Source organism: Inconstantimicrobium porci (genome assembly GCF_009696465.1).
Lineage (GTDB): Bacteria > Bacillota > Clostridia > Clostridiales > Clostridiaceae > Inconstantimicrobium > Inconstantimicrobium porci.
Genome location: NZ_VULX01000031.1, coordinates 1 through 19,396, shown reverse-complemented (window position 1 = coordinate 19,396; position 19,396 = coordinate 1). Strand labels below are relative to the sequence as shown.

The 19,396-nt window shown below is 31.5% G+C and carries 19 protein-coding genes and 1 tRNA gene; 17 read left to right on the top strand and 3 right to left on the bottom strand.

The features are described from left to right. Nucleotides 1-96 precede the first annotated feature (96 nt). On the top strand, nt 97-1,083 hold the full coding sequence (gene add, locus FYJ33_RS14040; protein WP_154532344.1) for an adenosine deaminase: 987 nt from the start codon (nt 97-99) through the stop codon (nt 1,081-1,083). A gap of 24 nt (nt 1,084-1,107) precedes the next feature. Here the strand turns inward: add and FYJ33_RS14035 are convergent. Then, nucleotides 1,108-1,182 (bottom strand) — tRNA-Gly (locus tag FYJ33_RS14035). A 290-nt stretch (nt 1,183-1,472) separates the two neighbouring features. Next, on the bottom strand, nt 1,473-2,885 hold the full coding sequence (locus FYJ33_RS14030; protein ID WP_154532342.1) for an aspartate ammonia-lyase: 1,413 nt from the start codon (nt 2,883-2,885) through the stop codon (nt 1,473-1,475). Nucleotides 2,886-3,221: 336 nt separating this feature from the next. Between FYJ33_RS14030 and FYJ33_RS14025 the strand changes: the two genes are divergently transcribed. The 16 genes from FYJ33_RS14025 (at nt 3,222) to FYJ33_RS13955 (ending at nt 18,719) form a co-directional block, all read left to right on the top strand. Further along, nucleotides 3,222-3,659: an Lrp/AsnC family transcriptional regulator gene (locus FYJ33_RS14025; RefSeq protein WP_154532340.1), complete on the top strand. Its 438-nt coding sequence runs from the start codon at nt 3,222-3,224 to the stop codon at nt 3,657-3,659. 356 nt (nt 3,660-4,015) lie between these two features. Continuing rightward, nucleotides 4,016-4,900, top strand: a complete 885-nt coding sequence (locus FYJ33_RS14020) for a metal ABC transporter solute-binding protein, Zn/Mn family (RefSeq protein ID WP_154532338.1) — start codon at nt 4,016-4,018, stop codon at nt 4,898-4,900. A gap of 240 nt (nt 4,901-5,140) precedes the next feature. Further along, the gene (locus tag FYJ33_RS14015; protein WP_154532336.1) at nt 5,141-5,536 is read left to right on the top strand and encodes a hypothetical protein; all 396 of its coding nucleotides are present in this window, start codon (nt 5,141-5,143) and stop codon (nt 5,534-5,536) included. An 11-nt stretch (nt 5,537-5,547) separates the two neighbouring features. Continuing rightward, nucleotides 5,548-5,925 (top strand): hypothetical protein, encoded by a 378-nt coding sequence (locus tag FYJ33_RS14010; RefSeq protein WP_154532335.1) that lies wholly within the window; start codon nt 5,548-5,550, stop codon nt 5,923-5,925. 49 nt (nt 5,926-5,974) lie between these two features. Next, complete coding sequence (locus FYJ33_RS16740) at nt 5,975-6,097, top strand: hypothetical protein (protein ID WP_268891472.1); 123 nt, start codon at nt 5,975-5,977, stop codon at nt 6,095-6,097. Nucleotides 6,098-6,135: 38 nt separating this feature from the next. Next, nucleotides 6,136-7,770, top strand: a complete 1,635-nt coding sequence (locus FYJ33_RS14005; protein WP_154532334.1) for a MutS family DNA mismatch repair protein — start codon at nt 6,136-6,138, stop codon at nt 7,768-7,770. 67 nt (nt 7,771-7,837) lie between these two features. After that, nucleotides 7,838-9,583, top strand: coding sequence for a DUF262 domain-containing protein (locus FYJ33_RS14000; RefSeq protein ID WP_154532333.1), 1,746 nt, complete (start codon nt 7,838-7,840; stop codon nt 9,581-9,583). A 168-nt stretch (nt 9,584-9,751) separates the two neighbouring features. Continuing rightward, a complete protein-coding gene (locus FYJ33_RS13995) occupies nt 9,752-10,708 on the top strand; it encodes a M28 family peptidase (RefSeq protein ID WP_154532332.1) in 957 nt (318 codons plus the stop codon). 15 nt (nt 10,709-10,723) lie between these two features. After that, complete coding sequence (gene lexA, locus FYJ33_RS13990) at nt 10,724-12,175, top strand: transcriptional repressor LexA (protein WP_154532331.1); 1,452 nt, start codon at nt 10,724-10,726, stop codon at nt 12,173-12,175. A gap of 123 nt (nt 12,176-12,298) precedes the next feature. Next, the gene (locus FYJ33_RS13985; RefSeq protein ID WP_154532330.1) at nt 12,299-13,210 is read left to right on the top strand and encodes a 3'-5' exonuclease; all 912 of its coding nucleotides are present in this window, start codon (nt 12,299-12,301) and stop codon (nt 13,208-13,210) included. 37 nt (nt 13,211-13,247) lie between these two features. Continuing rightward, nucleotides 13,248-13,664 (top strand): CBS domain-containing protein, encoded by a 417-nt coding sequence (locus tag FYJ33_RS13980; protein ID WP_154532329.1) that lies wholly within the window; start codon nt 13,248-13,250, stop codon nt 13,662-13,664. Nucleotides 13,665-13,832: 168 nt separating this feature from the next. Next, nucleotides 13,833-14,414: a zinc dependent phospholipase C family protein gene (locus FYJ33_RS13975; protein WP_206046707.1), complete on the top strand. Its 582-nt coding sequence runs from the start codon at nt 13,833-13,835 to the stop codon at nt 14,412-14,414. Between the two features lie 22 nt (nt 14,415-14,436). Beyond that, nucleotides 14,437-15,621, top strand: a complete 1,185-nt coding sequence (locus tag FYJ33_RS13970) for a pyridoxal phosphate-dependent aminotransferase (protein WP_154532327.1) — start codon at nt 14,437-14,439, stop codon at nt 15,619-15,621. A gap of 231 nt (nt 15,622-15,852) precedes the next feature. Next, complete coding sequence (locus FYJ33_RS13965; protein WP_407928914.1) at nt 15,853-16,125, top strand: metal-sensing transcriptional repressor; 273 nt, start codon at nt 15,853-15,855, stop codon at nt 16,123-16,125. A gap of 14 nt (nt 16,126-16,139) precedes the next feature. Further along, nucleotides 16,140-18,362 carry a heavy metal translocating P-type ATPase gene (locus tag FYJ33_RS13960; RefSeq protein WP_154532326.1) on the top strand — a complete coding sequence of 741 codons (2,223 nt, stop codon included), beginning with the start codon at nt 16,140-16,142 and terminating at the stop codon, nt 18,360-18,362. A gap of 156 nt (nt 18,363-18,518) precedes the next feature. Next, nucleotides 18,519-18,719, top strand: a complete 201-nt coding sequence (locus FYJ33_RS13955; protein WP_154532325.1) for a heavy-metal-associated domain-containing protein — start codon at nt 18,519-18,521, stop codon at nt 18,717-18,719. 242 nt (nt 18,720-18,961) lie between these two features. On the opposite strand, the gene FYJ33_RS16905 is transcribed toward FYJ33_RS13955, so the two are convergent. After that, complete coding sequence (locus FYJ33_RS16905) at nt 18,962-19,213, bottom strand: DUF6363 domain-containing protein (RefSeq protein ID WP_328598713.1); 252 nt, start codon at nt 19,211-19,213, stop codon at nt 18,962-18,964. Nucleotides 19,214-19,396: the final 183 nt, after the last annotated feature.

Genomic DNA, 19,396 nt, shown 5'->3' with positions numbered 1-19,396 from the left:
ATAATTTTATGAGGCAGTTTTTGTATATTTGCTTTTAATAATGCATGAATTGTTATAAAATATGTATAATTACATAAAAATTACGGGGGTGAAAAAATGATTAATGATATACCAAAGATTGATTTGCACTGTCATCTTGATGGTAGTGTAAGACCTGAAACTATTATTGAACTTGCTAAGAAGCATAATATTGAAATACCATCTTATGAAAAAGGTACTATTATGAAGTTTTTGGTTGCTCCAGCGGACTGCAAAAGCCTTGTAGATTATCTTAAAGTATTTGATATTCCGAAAAAAGTTATGCAGACAGAAGATGCATTAAGGAGAATAACATTTGAACTTTATGAAGATGCAGCAAAAGAAAATGTTAAGTATATGGAAGTTAGGTTTGCTCCTATGATGCATACTTTTAAGGGATTAGCGTTAAATGAAGTTATAGAAAGTGTTGTTAAGGGTGTTAAAGATGCTGAAGAAAAGTATGATATAAGAGGCAGTATAATATTATGCTGTATGAGAAATCAGAGTGAAGATGATGCTTTTAAAGTTATAGAAGCTGGACGTGAATTTTTAGGAAAAGGCGTAGCTGCTATAGATCTTTGTGCAGCGGAGCTTGATAACTTCTGTGATAAGTTTGAAAGGGCTGCAAAGTATGCAAAAAGCATAGGATATAGAATTACTATACATGCAGGGGAAACTGGAGTAGGCATTAATGTTTATGATGCAGTAACTAAGCTTGCTGCTGAAAGAATTGGACATGGTGTATACATAAAAGACTGTGATAAAGCGTACAAGATAGTAAAAGAAAATAATATAACGCTTGAAATGTGTCCTACAAGCAATGTTCAGACTAAAGCTGTACATAGCATAGAGGAACATCCTTTTAAAAAGTTTTATGATAATGGTATAAAAGTTACAGTAAATACTGATAACAGAACAGTTTCAAATACTGATATGTTAAAAGAGTGTAGAATTTTGTTTGATGATTTTAAATTAAGCAATGATGATTATAGGAAAATTTACTTGAATTCTGTTAATGCAGCTTTCGCTGATGATAAAACTAAGGAATGGCTTTTAACATTCTGATGTAGAATAAAGAAGTGATTAAAATGGAGCGGAAGACGGGGCTCGAACCCGCAGCTTTCACCTTGGGAAGGTGACACTCTACCATTGAGTCACTCCCGCACACATCATATGTATATAATACATCTAAAATTCAAAATTGTAAATAAGTAACTGGTGCATAAGTGTCAATATAAATAATAATCTATAGATTAGAGATTAGAACTAAGAGAGTAGAGAAAAGGATGAAACTCCCTTGGAGTTTCAAAATGGAGGCTTCACCTCCAAACCTCTGTCATTATATATTCTAGAGGTCTGGAGGCAGAGCCTCCATTTTAATTTAGAAATTAGTAAGCGTAGCGAACTAATTTCATCCAATTCTCTTCTCTCTAATCTCATATCTCTAATCTATTTTATATAGCACATGAGTTTTTTTTATCTTTGTGTATATCTGTCATAGAGTATACATCTAGTATTTCGTTTAGCTGCATTTCGTTCATAAGCTTGTCTTCTAAAACAATTTCTTTTACTGTTTTACCACTTTTAAGTGCTTTCTTGGCTATTATTGCTGATTTCTTATAGCCTATATAAGGACATAGAGCAGTGACTATACCAACGCTGCTGTTAAGCAGATCGCTGCATCTTTTGCTGTTTGCTGTTATGCCTGATACACAGTTATCTACAAATGTGCTAACTACATTTGTTAGAGTTTCAATAGACTCAAAGATGTTATAGAATAGGACTGGTTCGAAGGCATTTAATTCTAACTGGCCTGCCTCTGCTGCCATTGTTATTGTAAAGTCATTACCGATAACGTTAAAGGCAACCTGCGAAACAACTTCAGGAATTACAGGATTTATCTTACCTGGCATTATGGAAGAGCCATTCTGCATAGCAGGAAGATTGATTTCAGCAAAACCTGTTTTAGGTCCGCTTGAAAGAAGCCTTAAATCATTTGATATCTTTGAAAGATCAACAGCACATGTTTTTAGTACACCTGAAACAGATACGAAGCAGTCAAGGTTTTGAGTGCCATCAATAAGATCATCGCATTGAATAAGCTTTGTTCTTGTTACAATTTCAAGATTTTTAACTATATTATCTACATATTCTTCACTGGCATTAATGGAAGTTCCTATAGCTGTAGCACCCATATTGATATAGCGCATTTCATCTTGGATTTTATTAAGTCTTATTATGTCACGATTTATTACTGAAGCATAAGCTGCAAAAGATTGTCCAAGTCTCATAGGAACAGCATCCTGGAGCTGAGTTCTGCCCATTTTTATAATAGTATCAAATTCTTTTGATTTTTCTATAAGAGCATCATATAAACGTTGAAGCTGGTGTAAATATTTAGGAATTAACTTAAGTATTGTAAGTTTTCCTGCTGTAGGAAATACATCATTCGTTGACTGGCACATGTTTACGTGGTCATTAGGATGGACAAGACTATAGGCACCTTTTTTACCACCTAAAAGTTCAATAGCTCTGTTGGCTATTACTTCATTAGCATTCATATTGGCAGATGTTCCTGCACCTCCCTGAATAGGATCAACAATAAACTGATCATGATAATATCCTTCTATAATTTCTTCACAGGCTGTAATTATTGCTGATGCAGTATGAGAATCAAGAAGTTTTGCATTTCTGTTTGTAATTGCAGCTGCTTTTTTTATCTGAGCTAGACTTATTATCATTTCACTATTAAGTTTTTTTCCTGTAATATGAAAATTATTTTTTGCACGTAGAGACTGTACACCATAATAAGCATCTTCAGGCACTGCCATACTTCCAATTGAATCATTTTCTATTCTTGTATACATAATATTTATCCCCGCTTTCAAAATTTATAAAATTTAATATAGCAAAGATTAACACTGTATAGTAAATGTGTAAACAGTGTAGAAGAAATTACGAATAAAAATAGTTTAAATTATTAGGCGACTTTAGGAAATTAATTTCTAGTACTTGATTCTTTCATTTTTTTTGTGTGAATATGTTAAAAAGCTTGTAATATATCATGAAAAAAGTTAATATATAAATAGAAACGCAAAGGCGCGTATCGATAGTTAATGCTGTCGATACGCCTTTTTTATTTTATATAGATGATTATTAACAAAAGTTAATGCGTTTTATAAATTATTGATTGGGGTGTAAATATGGATAAAGTAGATGTTAAACTTATAAAATTATTACAGGAAAATGCAAGATATCCTTTAAAGCATTTAGCAGAGCAGGTGTTTTTATCACCGCCTGCTGTATCAGCACGTATAGAAAAACTTGAACAGGCTGGTATCATAACTGGATATGGAGCATCTGTAGACAAGCTGAAACTTGGATATAATATAACAGCATTTATAAACTTAGAGGTATCTCCCAGAGAGAAGGATGAATTTTATCCGTTCATAAAAGCCTGTCCAAACGTTCTTGAATGCAACTGCGTTACCGGAAAATATTCCATGCTTATCAAAGTTGCATATCATACTACAATGGAGCTTGATGCTTTTATTGGACAGCTTCAGAAGTTTGGAAATACAGAAACGCAGATAGTCTTTTCTACAGCTGTAGAACCTCGTGGCATTGAAGTTGATAAATAACTATATATTTTTACAAAGTCTTGATAATAGATTAAGCAGAGCTTAGATTTCCTCATCACTAACGCCATATATTGTTTAAGAATACCATTGTTTCTGCTACTGATTCGCGCAAAATAGTTTTTTTGCTCGCCACCGTTAAGTGGAACTCAAAAAATCTATTATCATTCTTTTATGCTTTTTTTCACTTACATATAGTACGTCTTCTTTGTATAGTTTCTTTAAAATGATTAACAATATTAAGTAATATTACGCAATATTACGCAATATTATAGTGCATTATAAATATTGACAACTTTTAAGATATATAATAGTATTATTAACGGAAGTTGCAAATCATTTGCGAATGGAGGACATGCATGAAAAAGAAAATAATTGCTGCAGCGTTATCAGCGTTGATGATGGTAGGTATTGCTGGATGCAGTAAAAATGATAATACAGCAAAAGAAGATAATAAGGTTAAGATTACAGTGAGCATAAATCCTGTAAGGGAATTTGCACAGGCTATCGGAGGTGACAAGGTTGATATTTCAATGCTTGTACCAGAAGGAACTGAACCTCATGACTTTGAACCAAAAGCAAAAGGTCTTGAAGAACTTACAAAGTCAGACATTTTTGCATACAATGGCGCAGGTATGGAAGACTGGATTGATAAGGTTCTGGAAGTAGCAGAGTCTAGCGAAAAAGTTACAGTTGTAGATACAAGCAAGAATGTAAATCTTATTAAGGAAAACGGAAAGACAGACCCACATACATGGCTTAGCTTAAAGGAAGCAAAGAATCAGAGCAAAGCAATACTTGATGCTTTAGTTAAAGTTGATGAAAAGAATAAGTCATACTATGAAGCGAATTATGAGAAGTTCTCAAAAGAGCTTGATACTCTTTATAACGATAACGAAGAGAGATTTAAGAATTTAAAGAATAAGAATTTCGTAACAGGACATGAAGCATTCGGCTACCTTTGTAGAGATTTTTCACTACAACAAAAAAGTGTTGAGGATATGTTTGGAGAAGGTGAAGTTACTCCTAAAACATTAGAATCATTAGCATCATACTGCAAGGAAAATAATATAAAGACTATCTTCTCAGAAAGCCTTGCAAGTCCTAAGACATCTGAAACACTTGCTAATGAAGCAGGAGCAAAAGTACAAAAGATATATACTCTTGAAAGTAAAGAAGATAACTTAGAGTATTTACAGGCAATGAAGAAAAATCTTGATGAAATATATGAGAGTTTGAAATAGTATTTTAAGATCTCTTTCGATTTTCCGTGGGCAGGCGTAAGGTTAGCTCTGCAAAGGTCTTAAAATCCTAAGACCACAAAAGACTGAAAGTGAATTAATAACTGCAATTTCTAGATAAATTAAAATATACTTTTATTTTGTATAGAATATATGTAATATGTATAGTATGGTTAGGATTTAAGTTTTAACATTAATCCATAAACTATACTATATTTTTTTTCATAAAATTGAGGTGGAATCATGTTATTAAAAAATAAATTTATAAAGTATATGTGTATTAACAAAATACCATTTAAAGAAAATGAAGATACTGTATTTCTTCAGATAAAAGGAAATAGCAAAGATAAATATGAATTATATGTTAGATTTGAAGATGAGAATATTGCTGTAGGGCTTATGAATGCTCTTGCATTTGATAAAAGCAAAGAAATTGAAGTTTTAGAAGTATTAAATGAACTTAATAGTCTGGAAGATAACTATATTAAATTTAGATCTCTTGATGATATGATAATTGCTGATACTATTATTCCCATAACTGATAAGTCAGTAAACTTTAGAAAATTAGAAAAGTTTGTACTTGATTTTGTATCAACACTTGAGATGTATCTTCAGGATATATATGAAGTTATAGAATAGGAGAAAGTAATATGAGCGTATATAATGATTTAACAAAGTATCTTAATGATAATAATATAAAATTTGAAGAAGAAGAAATTGATAAGAATGTATATCAGTTTGCATTTAAAATGGAAAAACAGATTAATGTTTTTGTTTATGAATATTCACATATAAAGATTTTTATCCCTCTTGGCGTAAGTGTTAATGATAATGATGCAGAAAAAGCAGTCAGCAGAGTTAATGAGATAAATGTAGAGACATATGGCTATGAAACAGTATTGCTGGAAAATAACTATTATTTTATAAAAACTATACCACTTATGTTTGACTTAAAGGCAGATGATTTAATTAATATAATTAAACAGGCAGAAAAAAAGGTAGAAGAGGTTGTTGGTAAAATTTCCTAATATATAGTAATATATATATGGGCAATACTTTATTGGAGAGTGATGTTATATGGAAGGAAAAAAGGAATTTTATGAAAATAGAATTAAAAAATGCAGTGATGAAATAAGTGAACTAAATAAAAAAGCTAATGTTTTAAGTGCTGTTCGTCTTCTTATAGCTGTGCTTTTTTAGCAGGATTATATATCTCATATAAGAAAAATAGTAATGTAATGGCGGTAGCTGTAATTATTACTTCATTAGCAGTATTTATTATCACTGCTTTAGTTCATTCTAAAACATTAAACGAAGTAAGGAAAAAACAGTGTTATATAAAAGTTAATAAAAAATCTCAGGATAGACTTGATGGAGGATGGAAGAAGTTTGAGGATACTGGAAGCGAATATCTTAACACTGATCATCCATTTGCAGATGATCTTGATATATTTGGAAAGAACTCATTGTTTCAGCTTATAAACAGCACAACAACAAGCTTTGGTAGAAAAAAATTAAGTGATATGCTGTTAATGAATAAGCTGCCTCAGAAAGAAGAAATAAATGTAAGGCAGTCTATTGTAAAAGAACTTGCTTCTAAAGTGGATTTTAGACAAAATATGGAGATAGAAGGTAGTTTTGATAATAAGGGCAAGGGAGATCCAAGTGAGTTTATAGAATGGGCAAAAGGGAAGAATGAAAAACTTACAAGACCTTATATGAAGATAATATCAATATTATGTCCGCTTGTGCTTATTGCCTCAATAATAATCTATTTTACAACATATGCGATTTCTAAGGTTATACCTTTTGCTATGATATTGTTAAATATAGTTGTTTTAAGACTGGGAAAGAATGATATGGCAGAAGCTTTAAATACCATCTACGAGATTAAGTACAACATTGTCAAGTATTTTAAAATCATAAGAATAATTGATAATGAGACATTCGTAAGTAGTGAGACAAACAATTTAAAGAATAGACTGAACAAAAATAATATTAAAGCAAGTGATGCCATGAATGAACTGTCAGATATATGTACTAAGATTAGTGATAGAAGCAATATGATATATTTTCTGATTAATATTCTACTTTTATGGGATTATCACCTAATATATAGACTAGAGTTATGGAGAAGAAAGTATGGCAGCCATATTGAAGAATGGTTTGATACTATTGGCGATTTTGAAGCATTTAGCAGTATTTCAAACATTGGTTGTGATCATGAAGAATATTCATATCCACATATTGAACAAAGTCTTACAATAAGTGCTGAAAATATAGCGCATCCTCTTATAGGGGAAAGGGCTGTCAGCAATAGTTTTAGTCTTGAGAGAAGCAAGAGTATTATACTAATTACAGGATCAAATATGTCTGGAAAAAGTACTTTCTTAAGGACAATAGGTATTAATATGGTGTTAAGCTACCTGGGATCGCCAGTATATGCAAAGAAGTTTAATACACCAATCCTGCACATTTATACATGCATGAGAATTGGTGATAATCTTGAAGAAAATGTATCGTCATTCTATGCTGAAATCTTAAGGGTTAAAATCCTGATGAATGCTGTAAAGAATAATGAAAAGGTATTTTTCCTTCTTGATGAGCTTTTCAAGGGCACAAACTCTATGGATAGGCATACAGGTGCAGAGATACTTTTAAATCAGCTTTCAAAAAAGCCATGCTTGGGACTGCTTTCAACACATGATCTTGAACTTTGTGATCTTGAGGAAACAAACAGCAGAGTATCAAATTATCATTTCAAGGAACATTACGATAACAATGAAATTAAGTTTGACTATAAGCTTAGAAGAGGAAAGTCAACTACAAGAAATGCTGTATACCTTATGAGAATGGCTGGAATTGACATTTAAAAGTTTTAGACAAATATTTGATTTCTTGATATAATATGAAGAGTTTTTATGTTAGGAGGAATTGGCTTTGTTCACAGAAAAGATAAAGGCAAAGGAATACTATATAAAAGATTTATTTAGTGATAAGTTTCTTTTTGAAATTCCAGATTATCAAAGAGCTTATTCATGGAATAGAGAGAATTTAAACCAGCTTGTTGATGATATTGAAGAATCAATAGAATTAAATAGAAATGAATTTGGTGATACTTTTGAATCATATGAGCCATATTTTATAGGAAGTATTGTATTATGTTCAAAAGAGTTTAAGGATGATGGCTGGGGGCTGTATGATGTTATTGATGGACAGCAGAGATTAACGTCAATAATTATGCTTATTGCATGTCTAAGAGATATGATAGACAGCGAAGATTATAAGACAGTGCTTTCATCACTTATATACCAGAAGCCAAATGAACTTTTAGGGATAAAAGAGAGTCTTAGAGTTAAAGTAAGAGGCAAAGAACTTGACTTCTTTAAAGAATATATTTTATCAATGGGCGGAACTTTAAAACTTATAAATGAAGACAAGTCAGAGTTTGAAGAAGCAAAAGCAAATATGATAACTGCAGTTGAGGTGTTTAGGGAGAAATTCCTGGATGAAGAAGGCAATATTTTAAAAGATAAGATAAATAGCTTTATAAAATACCTTCTTCAGAAAGTCGTACTTGTAGTAATTACAACTGATTCATTTACATCAGCATTCAGATTATTCAATGTTATAAACGCCAGAGGTCTTCCTCTTACTAATTCAGACTTATTAAAGAGTGAAAACCTTAGAGTAATCAGTTCTGATATAAGAGCTAAATACGCCGACATGTGGGAGGCTGATGAAGCTGACCTTGGTAAAGATAACATGGAAATGATTATTGGTTTTATCAGAACTATGAAGCTTAAGAAGAAAGCCAATACTACAGTATTTGAAGAATTCAATAAGAATATCTTTGTAAATGATCCAGAGTACAGAGGAATAAAATTTGTTGAACACATTCACAGTGTTAAAGAAATATATTCTTCTTACATTTTAGATGCTTCAATAAACACAGGAAACAAAGCTGATGATATTTATTATAAGAATCTTATTACTATTATGAGAAGATTTCTTCCTTATGATGAGTGGATGGCTGCAGTAGTAAGATTTGTTGAGAAGTTTAATGATGATTCTATGACTTTAGAATTCGTTAAAGCTCTTGAAAAGAGAATAGTAATTGACTGGGTGAATGGTAATTCATTTGCTGACAGACTTACAAGAGTTTATAAGATTATCGATGCTATAGATAACTGTGATAATGGCTTAGATGTTAAGAAAGCTGATATATTCACAAGTGATATAGACAGAACAGCTGCTTATTTTGAGAATTCATTAAATGACATAGAATTCTACAGTAAGGGCAGAATGATGGTTCCTAAGTATATCCTTATAAGACTAGATATGGAAATGTCAAGAGATAAGGAAGTTTCATACAGTGATAAGATAATGCTTGAACATATTCTTCCTAGAAATGCAAAGGACGTTTATTGGACAACTAACTTTTCAAATGAACAGAGAAGAAATTATGCAAACAGGCTTGGAAATCTTATTTTAATTTCAGGAACTAAGAGCACAAAGTCTAATAATAAGGCATTTGCTGAAAAGATGTCTTCGTACATTCTTAAAAAAGGCGATTTCAATATAACTAAAGAAATTGCAATACTTTCAGACTGGAACATGGAAAATATGAAGAATAGACAAAAAGATTTGACGGAAAGATGCAAGCAGTTATTTACAAAGTTCTAAGATAAATTAAAATGAATAGCTTAAAAATGTCTTAATAAAATATAAAGATAATATAAAAATAAACATGCTTAATAGCATTTATGGTATAATGCTATTAAGCATTTTTTATTGCATTGGAAAGTGTATTACACTTTCATCCTTAATTTAGTTTGTTTGGGGAGAGATAAAGTGAAGAAAAAGATTAACTGGGTTATTGTTTTAGCATCACTGATGTTTATACTTGCAACATTAACATTTGGATGGAGTTATAAAAAAGAAGATATAGTCTGGACAGCAGATGAAAGTATTAACAAGAGTATAGAAAAAAATATTAATAAGTTTTCGGATGAACTTGAAATTAGAAATATTAAAAATATAGATAATTTAAATAAAGCAAAAGACTACATTGCTAATGAATTAGAAGAATGTGGTTTTGAGGTGACAGTTCAGGAATTTGAGTGTCAGGGAAAAACTGTAGCTAATGTTATTGGCAGAAAGAAAGGAACAAAAAAATCAGATTCTAAGATAGTATTGTGTACAAATTATGACAGTAATATAAAAAAGGGAGTAGATGCTCAGAACAGCGGTATTACAGCACTTCTTTCAATAGCTGAGCAGATGAAGGGTAAAGAAAGCAACAGAGATATAGAAGTTACTGCATTTGTTAATCTGCAGAGAGACAAGGAAAACTCAGAATTCCCTGGAAGTTCTGTTTATATAGATAAGTTAAAAAAACAGAATGAAAAAGTTGCTGGTGTAATTGTGATAGATTCTATAGGAAGATATAGTGAAGAAATTCTTACTCAGAGATATCCTTTTAACGGAATAAATAATCCTAACAGGGGAAATTATGTTGCTGTAATTAGTGATAAAAATTCTGCATCTTTAAATAATGATATATCTGGAGGTATGAAGAAAATATCTAACTTTCCAGTGTTGACAAAGACATCAAATATTGTGCTAGAAAAGCAGAAGTCAGCTGCAAAGTTATTCTGGGAAAATAATTATAATGCTGTAATATTAACAGATACAGGTATATACAGAAGTGATGATATAAATACAAAAGAAGATACAAAGGAAAAAATTAATTATAAATACATGGCACAGGTTATGAATAATTTGACAGGTGCTGTGTTGAATTATTAGAAAAGTGGTGGAAATATGGAACTTCAAAAAAGTCAGTTGAGATTCATGAAAAATAAGCATATGGGATTTCAGGTCATTAAAGGAAATATAAAAACAGGAAAGACTACTGCAGCATTAAATAAGGCTGTGTTACTTGAAAATGAATACTGTCTTTTTGATAATGATAAAATTATCTATGTATGCGGTGATGAAAAAAGCTGTATAAATGCAGGTGGCCTTTATAAAAACATCAGTAAGGAAAATAAATATAAGTACATGACATTATTTTCAGACAGCACTGACAGAGTACATATGACCTCAATTAACGAAATTATTGAAATGTATGCTAAAGCTTATATAAAAGATAAGAGAATGTGTCTTAAGACAGCATCAGAAGAAGAAAAGATGGAACGACTTGAAATAGCTTTAAGTGTAGCCATCGAAAAATATAAAAAATCTAAGCTGATAAAAAAGCTTCCAATTGAATTTGTCCTAGATGAAGTTAACTGGATAAAATCATGTGCACTTGATGAGGATGAATACCTTAATATTAATCGAAAAGGCAGAGGTAAAAGGATAAAGAAGAACTCTGATTCTAGACGTGCACTATATAACATATCATGTAACTATACTGATTTGTTGTCTTATGACGGACTAATGGATGAGTATGATTATGTGTTATATGCAATTAAGAGTCTTTCAAAGTATAGAGAGGGAGCTGTACATATTATAGTAGATGATTGTGAAAGAATGAAGAAGGGTGAAATAAAGTTTTTAAGAAAATTATATGACAATAAACCTTATTCAAATTTTATTTGTATAGTTAATAATGACAGGATGGATTATAGCAATGCATATCTTAAGAAGGGCATCAATATAAAGACTCTATTTGATGAAGAAGATAAAATCAGAACATTTAATTTTAAGGGAGAAGTTACAAGCATCAACAAAAACAAGGATACAATTGCAAAATATGAATTTGTTGACTTGAAACATAATAAAGTAATTGATTTTAAGAGAGATACAGCTTCTTATGATGATGAAATAATGGTATATGACAAGAATGATGAAGATGCAGATAGTATTATATATGAGCAAAATGAACAGATAAGTGTACCTGTGTTCTCTGATATCGCTGCTGGTGAGCCTATTTTAATTAATTCACAGATGGAAAGCACATTTAAGTTTCCTAATGTTTGCCTAAAGGACGAGAAAAATATGTTTCTGCTTCATGTAAAAGGAGATAGTATGAAAAATGCTAATATTATAGATGGCGATTTTATACTTATTAAAAGACAGAACTATGCAGATCATAATGATATTGTAGCAGCTGATATTGACGGAAGTGCTACGCTTAAGAGACTTAAGTTTTATAATGAGCCATGTTTAATGCCGGAAAATGAAAAATACAGTCCCATAAAGATAAAAGATAGAAACGTAAACATATTAGGTGTTGCGGTAGGTATATTGAAGAGAAATGATAATTAATACAATTTATATATATTGAATTTAAATTTGAAACCGAAGTCAATAATGTAAATTATTAGTGAAATTCTCTTGTGTTTGTGCCATAATTATATATGAGATAAAGTCGAGGGGATGTATTTATATATGGGCTATGTAATTGTTGACTTAGAATTTAATAATTTAACCAATATTACCAAATACCATCCTGGATATTTTGAGGATCATGGTAATTTGAAGGATATTGATTTCGATAATGAAATCATTGAAATAGGTGCAATAAAACTTGATAAGTATATGAATCAGACTGATGAACTTAAAGTTTTTATCAAGCCTACCATATTTGCTGATCTTAATCCAAAGATTACTGAGATAACACATATTACAGAAGATATGCTTAAAGAAGGTGAAAATTTTTACGATGCAATTACAAAGCTTAGAGATTTTGTAGGACAGGACATTTTATGCTCATGGGCAAAAGATGATGTAGCAGAGCTTATTAAAAATGCTAGGTATCATAAATATGATATACAAACATGGCTTGGTGACTACATTGATTTGCAGGAGTATTGTAGCAGGATGTTGGCCAAGAAAAAGTCATTAAGTCTTAGGAATGCAGTTGAAGAACTTAAGATAAATGTTGAGAGTGAAAAACTTCATGATGCACTTTATGACTGTTTATGTACAGCTAAAGTGTTTAAAAGGCTGTATAACGCTAGGAGCGTTAAGAATTTTGTGATTAAAAATGTTTATAATGCAGCAGTCTTTTCTGCAAAGAATATTGAAGATAAGATAATAGATAAACATAAAATTAATTATAAATGCCCACACTGTGGAAATGAACTGGCTGTTGAAGAAGATTTTAAATATTTTGGCTGGAGATTTATAAGTCTTTGTGTATGTAGCAGATGCAAAAGTAAAGTATTAAAGGAAGTAATTATCAAAGAATCATTGACAGGACAGGAGATGTACAACGAAATTAATACAGTTTTAGATGATACTGCTTATTTAAGATATAATTATAAATTTGAAAAAAGCTTAAGAAATGATAAAATGTAATTATAAGAATAATTGAGAATTAAAGAGAGGGCATTAAATGAATATAGCATTTTTTTTGACACCTAAAAATGAAGTCGTTTATGAAAATATAGATTCAACAATGAGACAAGTTATGGAGAGGATGGAGAGGCATGGTTATACTGCTATTCCACTTATAGACAAAAGTGGAAAGTATATTGGGACTCTCACAGAAGGAGATCTTCTTTGGGAACTTAAGAATACGCCTGATTTGAATTTTAAGAATGCCAATACAGTAATCGTTAAAGATATTAAGAGAAAGGTCAAGCATAAGCCTGTCTCAATTGGTGCTGATATAGAGAGTCTTATAACACTTGCTGTATCACAGAACTTTGTGCCGGTAGTGGACGATAATAATACGTTTATTGGAATAATTAAACGAAGTGATATCATTAATTATTGCTACAAATCATTGAAAAAGAATAATATTCTTTAATATTAATTTGATAATTTAGAGTACTTCTGCAGATATTAATTTGTGGAAGTACTTTTTTATATAATGTTGTATTGTATATTTTATAATAATTTACAAAAAGTAATAATTGTTTGTTTAAAAAGAGATATAATATCAATAAGATTACTTAAAGAAAGGAGCAGTTGTATTTTGCTGGCTGGAACCCATAAGGTGATTGCTAAAAATATAATTAAAAGTCTTGATGTTAATACTAAGTATTTGATCAATGATAAAAATTTTATAAGAGGAAATTTGAAACCTGATAACTTTTCATCATATAAATTTAAAAAGCATTATAAAGAAGAGAGTTTTAATATGATAGTTTCCAAAATTCATTTTCTTGCTTCACTATCTGAGCAGAAAATTGTAAATGAATATGGAAGAAATAAGTTTAACCAGGAACTAGGGGTTGTATGTCATTTCGTATCAGATTATTTTTGTCTTGCACATGAGGAAAGATGGGAGTTTAAACGAAAATTTAAAACTCATGTCCACTATGAAATGGTGCTTGGAAGAATTTCTAAGGAATATAAGTATGATTCTTCGTGCAGAAATGATGACCTTGATCTTTGTTATGTTGCAAACTTTATTAATAGTAATTTAAATGAGTATGTAAAGCTAAAGGGATTTGAGTCAGACATTATATTTGCACAATATGTATGCAATTCTATTGTGCAGGCAGTACTTAAGAGTGTAGCAAAAAATACATCCGAAAATTTAATGATTATTTAGTATTCAAAAGGGGGATAAAAACATGATATCAAAAAAGATGAAGACTTTTGTAAGTAAGAGTTCTACAATACGTGCAATGTTTGAGGAAGGAAGACGTCTTGCACAAATATATGGGGAGGAAAATGTTTTTGATTTTAGTCTGGGCAATCCAAATCTTGAACCACCAGACAGTGTAAAAGAATCAGTAAAATATATTCTTGATAATGAATCTCCGAACTTTGTTCACGGATATATGAACAATTCAGGTTATGAAGATGTGAGAAAGGCTATAGCAGAGTTTATCAATAAGAAACATGGAGTAAACCTTAGCGAAGAAAATATTGTTATGACAGTTGGAGCAGCCGGTGGGCTTAATGTAATATTAAAAAGTATCTTAAATCCAGATGATGAAGTTATAACTTTTGCACCGTACTTTGGTGAATATAGATTTTACTGCGATAATTTTGGAGGTGTACTTAAAGAAGTGCCACCTGATTTTAATACATTTGAACCTAATCTTAAAAGGTTTGAAGAAACTATTAATAACAAAACAAAAGCTGTTATTATAAATTCACCTAATAATCCTACAGGAGTTATCTATTCAGATTCTACACTAAAGAGTATTGCGAAGATTCTAACTAGAAAATCAGAAGAGTACGGGACAAGCATTTATTTAATTTCAGATGAACCATACAGAGAGATTGCATATGACGGAGTAGAAGTTCCATATATTTTGAATTATTATAAGAATTCATTTGTAGGTTATTCATATAGCAAATCATTATCACTGCCAGGTGAAAGAATAGGTTATATTGCAGTTGACAGCGAAATGGATGATTTTGAAGAAGTAATGGCTGCACTTAAAGTTGCTACAAGAATACTTGGATTTGTTAATGCACCATCATTATTCCAGAGAGTCGTAGCTAGAAATCTTGATTCTGAAGTTGATGTTAATGTGTATAAGAAAAACAGGGATTTATTATATAATCACCTTGTCAAATTAGGATTTGAATGTGTTAAACCTCAGGGTGCATTTTATTTATTTCCTAAAGCATTTATTGAGGATGACAAAAAGTTCTGCGAGATAGCAAAAGAATACAATCTGCTTCTTGTTCCAGGATCTTCTTTTGGATGCCCTGGTTATGTAAGAATTGCTTATTGTGTTTCTTATGAGAAGATTGAAAAATCACTACCAGCATTTACAAAACTGGCAGAGAGATTTAAATAGATTAGGATTTCAAGACCTATTTCGATTCCTCCGTTGACAAGCTCCAAGTCGGCTCTGCATAGGTCTTAAATTAATAATAAATATTGTATATAAAGTATTTGTTACGAGCAGTAGAAGAAGTTCTACTGCTTTTTGGCTGTATAAATATTTTCCAGTTGACAAAACTAAATATGTGATTATAATTTAGTACATAAACACACCCCCCAATGGGGGGAGGGAGGAAAAGAATTGATAGAAAAAAATATAGAAAGAAAAAAAGCACTTCAGATGCTTAAGACTGCTAAAGGACAGATAGAAGGAATAATTAAGATGATTGATGATGGAAGATACTGTGTAGATGTATCTAATCAAATATTAGCAACACAGTCGCTTTTAAAAAAATCTAATTTAATCATATTAGAAAACCATCTTCACCACTGCGTAAAGGAAGCTTTTGGAAATGATAATGGTGACGAGAAGATAGAAGAAATAATTAAGATACTTGAAAAGGTAATGAGTAAATAAAGAAGGAGGAAGATATGACAAAAAAGGTTTTTAAAGTAGAAGGCATGACATGCTCAGCATGTGCTGCAAGAGTAGAAAGAGTCACAAAGAAGCTTGAAGGAGTTGAAAACTCAACAGTAAACTTTGCTGCTGAAAATCTTACTGTTGAATTTGATGAAAATAAAACAGGCGTAGAGAATATAGAAAAAGCAGTAGAAAAAGCAGGCTATAAGCTTGTTAAGGAAGAAGAAAGGCAGGAAAATCCAGAAAAGAAAACAGCAAAGGAACTTCTATTAAGAAGATTTATAGTTTCATGTATTTTTACTGTACCACTTTTAATTATTAGTATGGGACATATGCTTGGCATGCCTCTGCCACATGCTATAGATATGATGACAAATCCATTAAATTTTGCTCTTATACAGCTTGCATTAACTGTTCCAGTAGCTGTTATGGGTTATAAATTTTACAGTGTAGGATATAAGAATCTATTTCAGTTAAGTCCTAATATGGATTCACTGATAGCAGTAAGTACAAGTGCAGCATTCTTATACAGTGTTTTTGGAATATACAAGATAGTTCTTGGGAATCATGAATATGCAATGCATCTTTATTTTGAATCTGTTGCTGTTATTCTTACGCTGATAACACTTGGTAAGTTCCTGGAGGAAGTTTCTAAAGGAAAGACTTCAGAAGCTATTAAGAAGCTTATGGGACTTGCTCCAAAGACAGCTGTTGTTATCAGAGATGGTAAGGAATCTGTTATTCCAATAGAAGAGGTTATGGTAAATGATATTATCGTAGTAAAGCCAGGAGAAAAGCTGCCTGTTGATGGAGAAGTTATAGAAGGAAGTACATCAATAGATGAATCAATGCTTACAGGAGAAAGCTTGCCAGTTGAAAAGACTGTGGGAAGCAGTGTTGTAGGCGCAAGTATCAATAAGAATGGATACATAATGTATAAGGCGACAAAGGTCGGCAAGGATACAGCACTTGCACACATAGTGAAGCTTGTTGAAGAAGCACAGGGATCAAAGGCGCCTATTGCAAAAATGGCAGATGTTATTTCATCTTACTTTGTACCTATAGTAATGGCACTAGCCTTAATTTCATCTTTAGCATGGCTGTTTGCAGGAGAAACTCCAGTCTTTGCATTATCAATCTTTATTGCAGTTCTTACAATAGCATGTCCGTGTGCACTTGGTCTTGCAACGCCTACTGCAATATTGGTTGGTACAGGAAAAGGTGCTGAGAATGGAGTGCTGATAAAAGGTGGAGAAGCACTGGAGACAACTTATAAGATCAATACGATTGTTTTTGATAAGACAGGAACTATAACAGAAGGAAAGCCTAAGGTTACTGATATAGTTACTAATGGCGGAATCGATGCAGATGAACTATTATCTATTGCAGCTAGTTGCGAAAAGGGGTCAGAGCATCCACTTGGCGAGGCCATAGTAAGAAGTGCGGAAGATAAAAAGTTATCATTAAAAGAAATTTTAGATTTTGAAGCTATACCTGGACATGGATTATGTGCAGAAGTAAAAGGCAGTACTGTTCTTTTAGGAAATAAAAAACTGATGAGGGAAAATAATATTGACTTAGGGGAATATGAAGAAAAATCTGATTTATTAGCTTCACAGGGAAAGACGCCAATGTTTATAGCTGTTTTAGGTGAGCTTAAAGGTATTATTGCTGTGGCAGATACAGTTAAGGATAGCAGCTATGAAGCAATAAAGTCACTTCATCACATGGGCATTAAAGTTGCCATGATAACTGGTGATAATGAAAGAACAGCTAAAGCAATTGCGGATCAAGTAGGCATAGATATCGTGCTTGCAGAAGTTCTTCCAGAAGATAAGGCAGCTGAGGTGAAGAAGCTTCAAAGTGATGGCAGCATAGTTGCCATGGTTGGGGATGGAATCAATGATGCACCGGCGCTTGCACAGTCACATGTTGGTATTGCTATTGGATCTGGTACAGATGTTGCCATAGAATCAGCTGATATAGTCCTTATGAGAAGCGATTTAAGAGATGTAATTTTAGCAATCAAGCTTAGCAGAGCGACAATTAAGAATATCAAAGAAAATCTTTTTTGGGCATTTGGTTATAATATTTTAGGAATCCCAGTAGCAATGGGCGTGCTTCACCTATTTGGCGGTCCGTTGTTAAATCCTATGATTGCAGCTGCAGCTATGAGCTTCAGCTCAGTATCAGTACTGCTTAATGCCTTAAGACTTAGAAGGTTTAAAGCATAAAAGAGATGTTTTATTATTATTACTAATATATACAAAAAGTTATAGAGCGGTAGTCAATGATCATTGATTATTGTATTCTGATCTTCTGTTTTATAGATAGGTATTATGATATTAATTAAACATCTTTAATAATAAATAATCAGGAGGATAATATATATGAAAAAGATCATGATAGAAGGAATGAGCTGTAACCATTGCGTTGCTCATGTAAGAGAGGCACTTGAAGGACTAAAGGATTCAAAGAACATAGAAGTTAGTCTTGAAGGAAAGTATGCAGCTTTAGAAACTAGTGCCACTGATGCAGAAATTAAAGAAGCTATTGAAGAAGAAGGATACGACGTTATAGAAATAAAATAAATTCCGTAATGTAAAGTCAGCTTATATGCAGCTAAATATGTTTGTGTGTAGGCTGATTTTTAGTTAAGAGAATAATAAGTAAATATTAAGATTTAATATATTGAGATATTTTTCCAAACTTTATATAATGAATGTATTAAGATATGAAGTGAAAAGGGGGGAACAAATTCCACTTTTGAGGTGGAATGTCCAATTTTACAGGAGTGATTTATAAATGCAGTAGTCGTATTTTTTACAGTAATCTAGTCTTCGTTGTAGATTGCTTTTATTTTGTTGAGATTCTTAACTGCCATATTATATCCTTCATCATAGTATTTCTTAATAAGATTCACATCTTTTTCAAAGCTATTTATTTTTTCACTAGGGCGAAGAATTAAAGCCTTACCTTCTTTCTCAAGTTGTTCACAGAATTTTATTGTTTCATTGTATTTGATATGACGATTTATTAAGGGTTCTCTTAATCCAGGGAATCTCTTTTTAAAAACTTTGGCGATAAATTCATTTTTTCTGCTAAATTCTTTTTGATATCCTTTGGGCTGTGTCAGTATTATTGGTACTATGTCAAGAAAAAGTACAAATTAAATTCGGATAAATTATATTATTATATTTTTTATAGTTAACATGCATTTTTTATATTTTCTGAGTAATATTTATCTTCATATTCATTTGGGGATAAA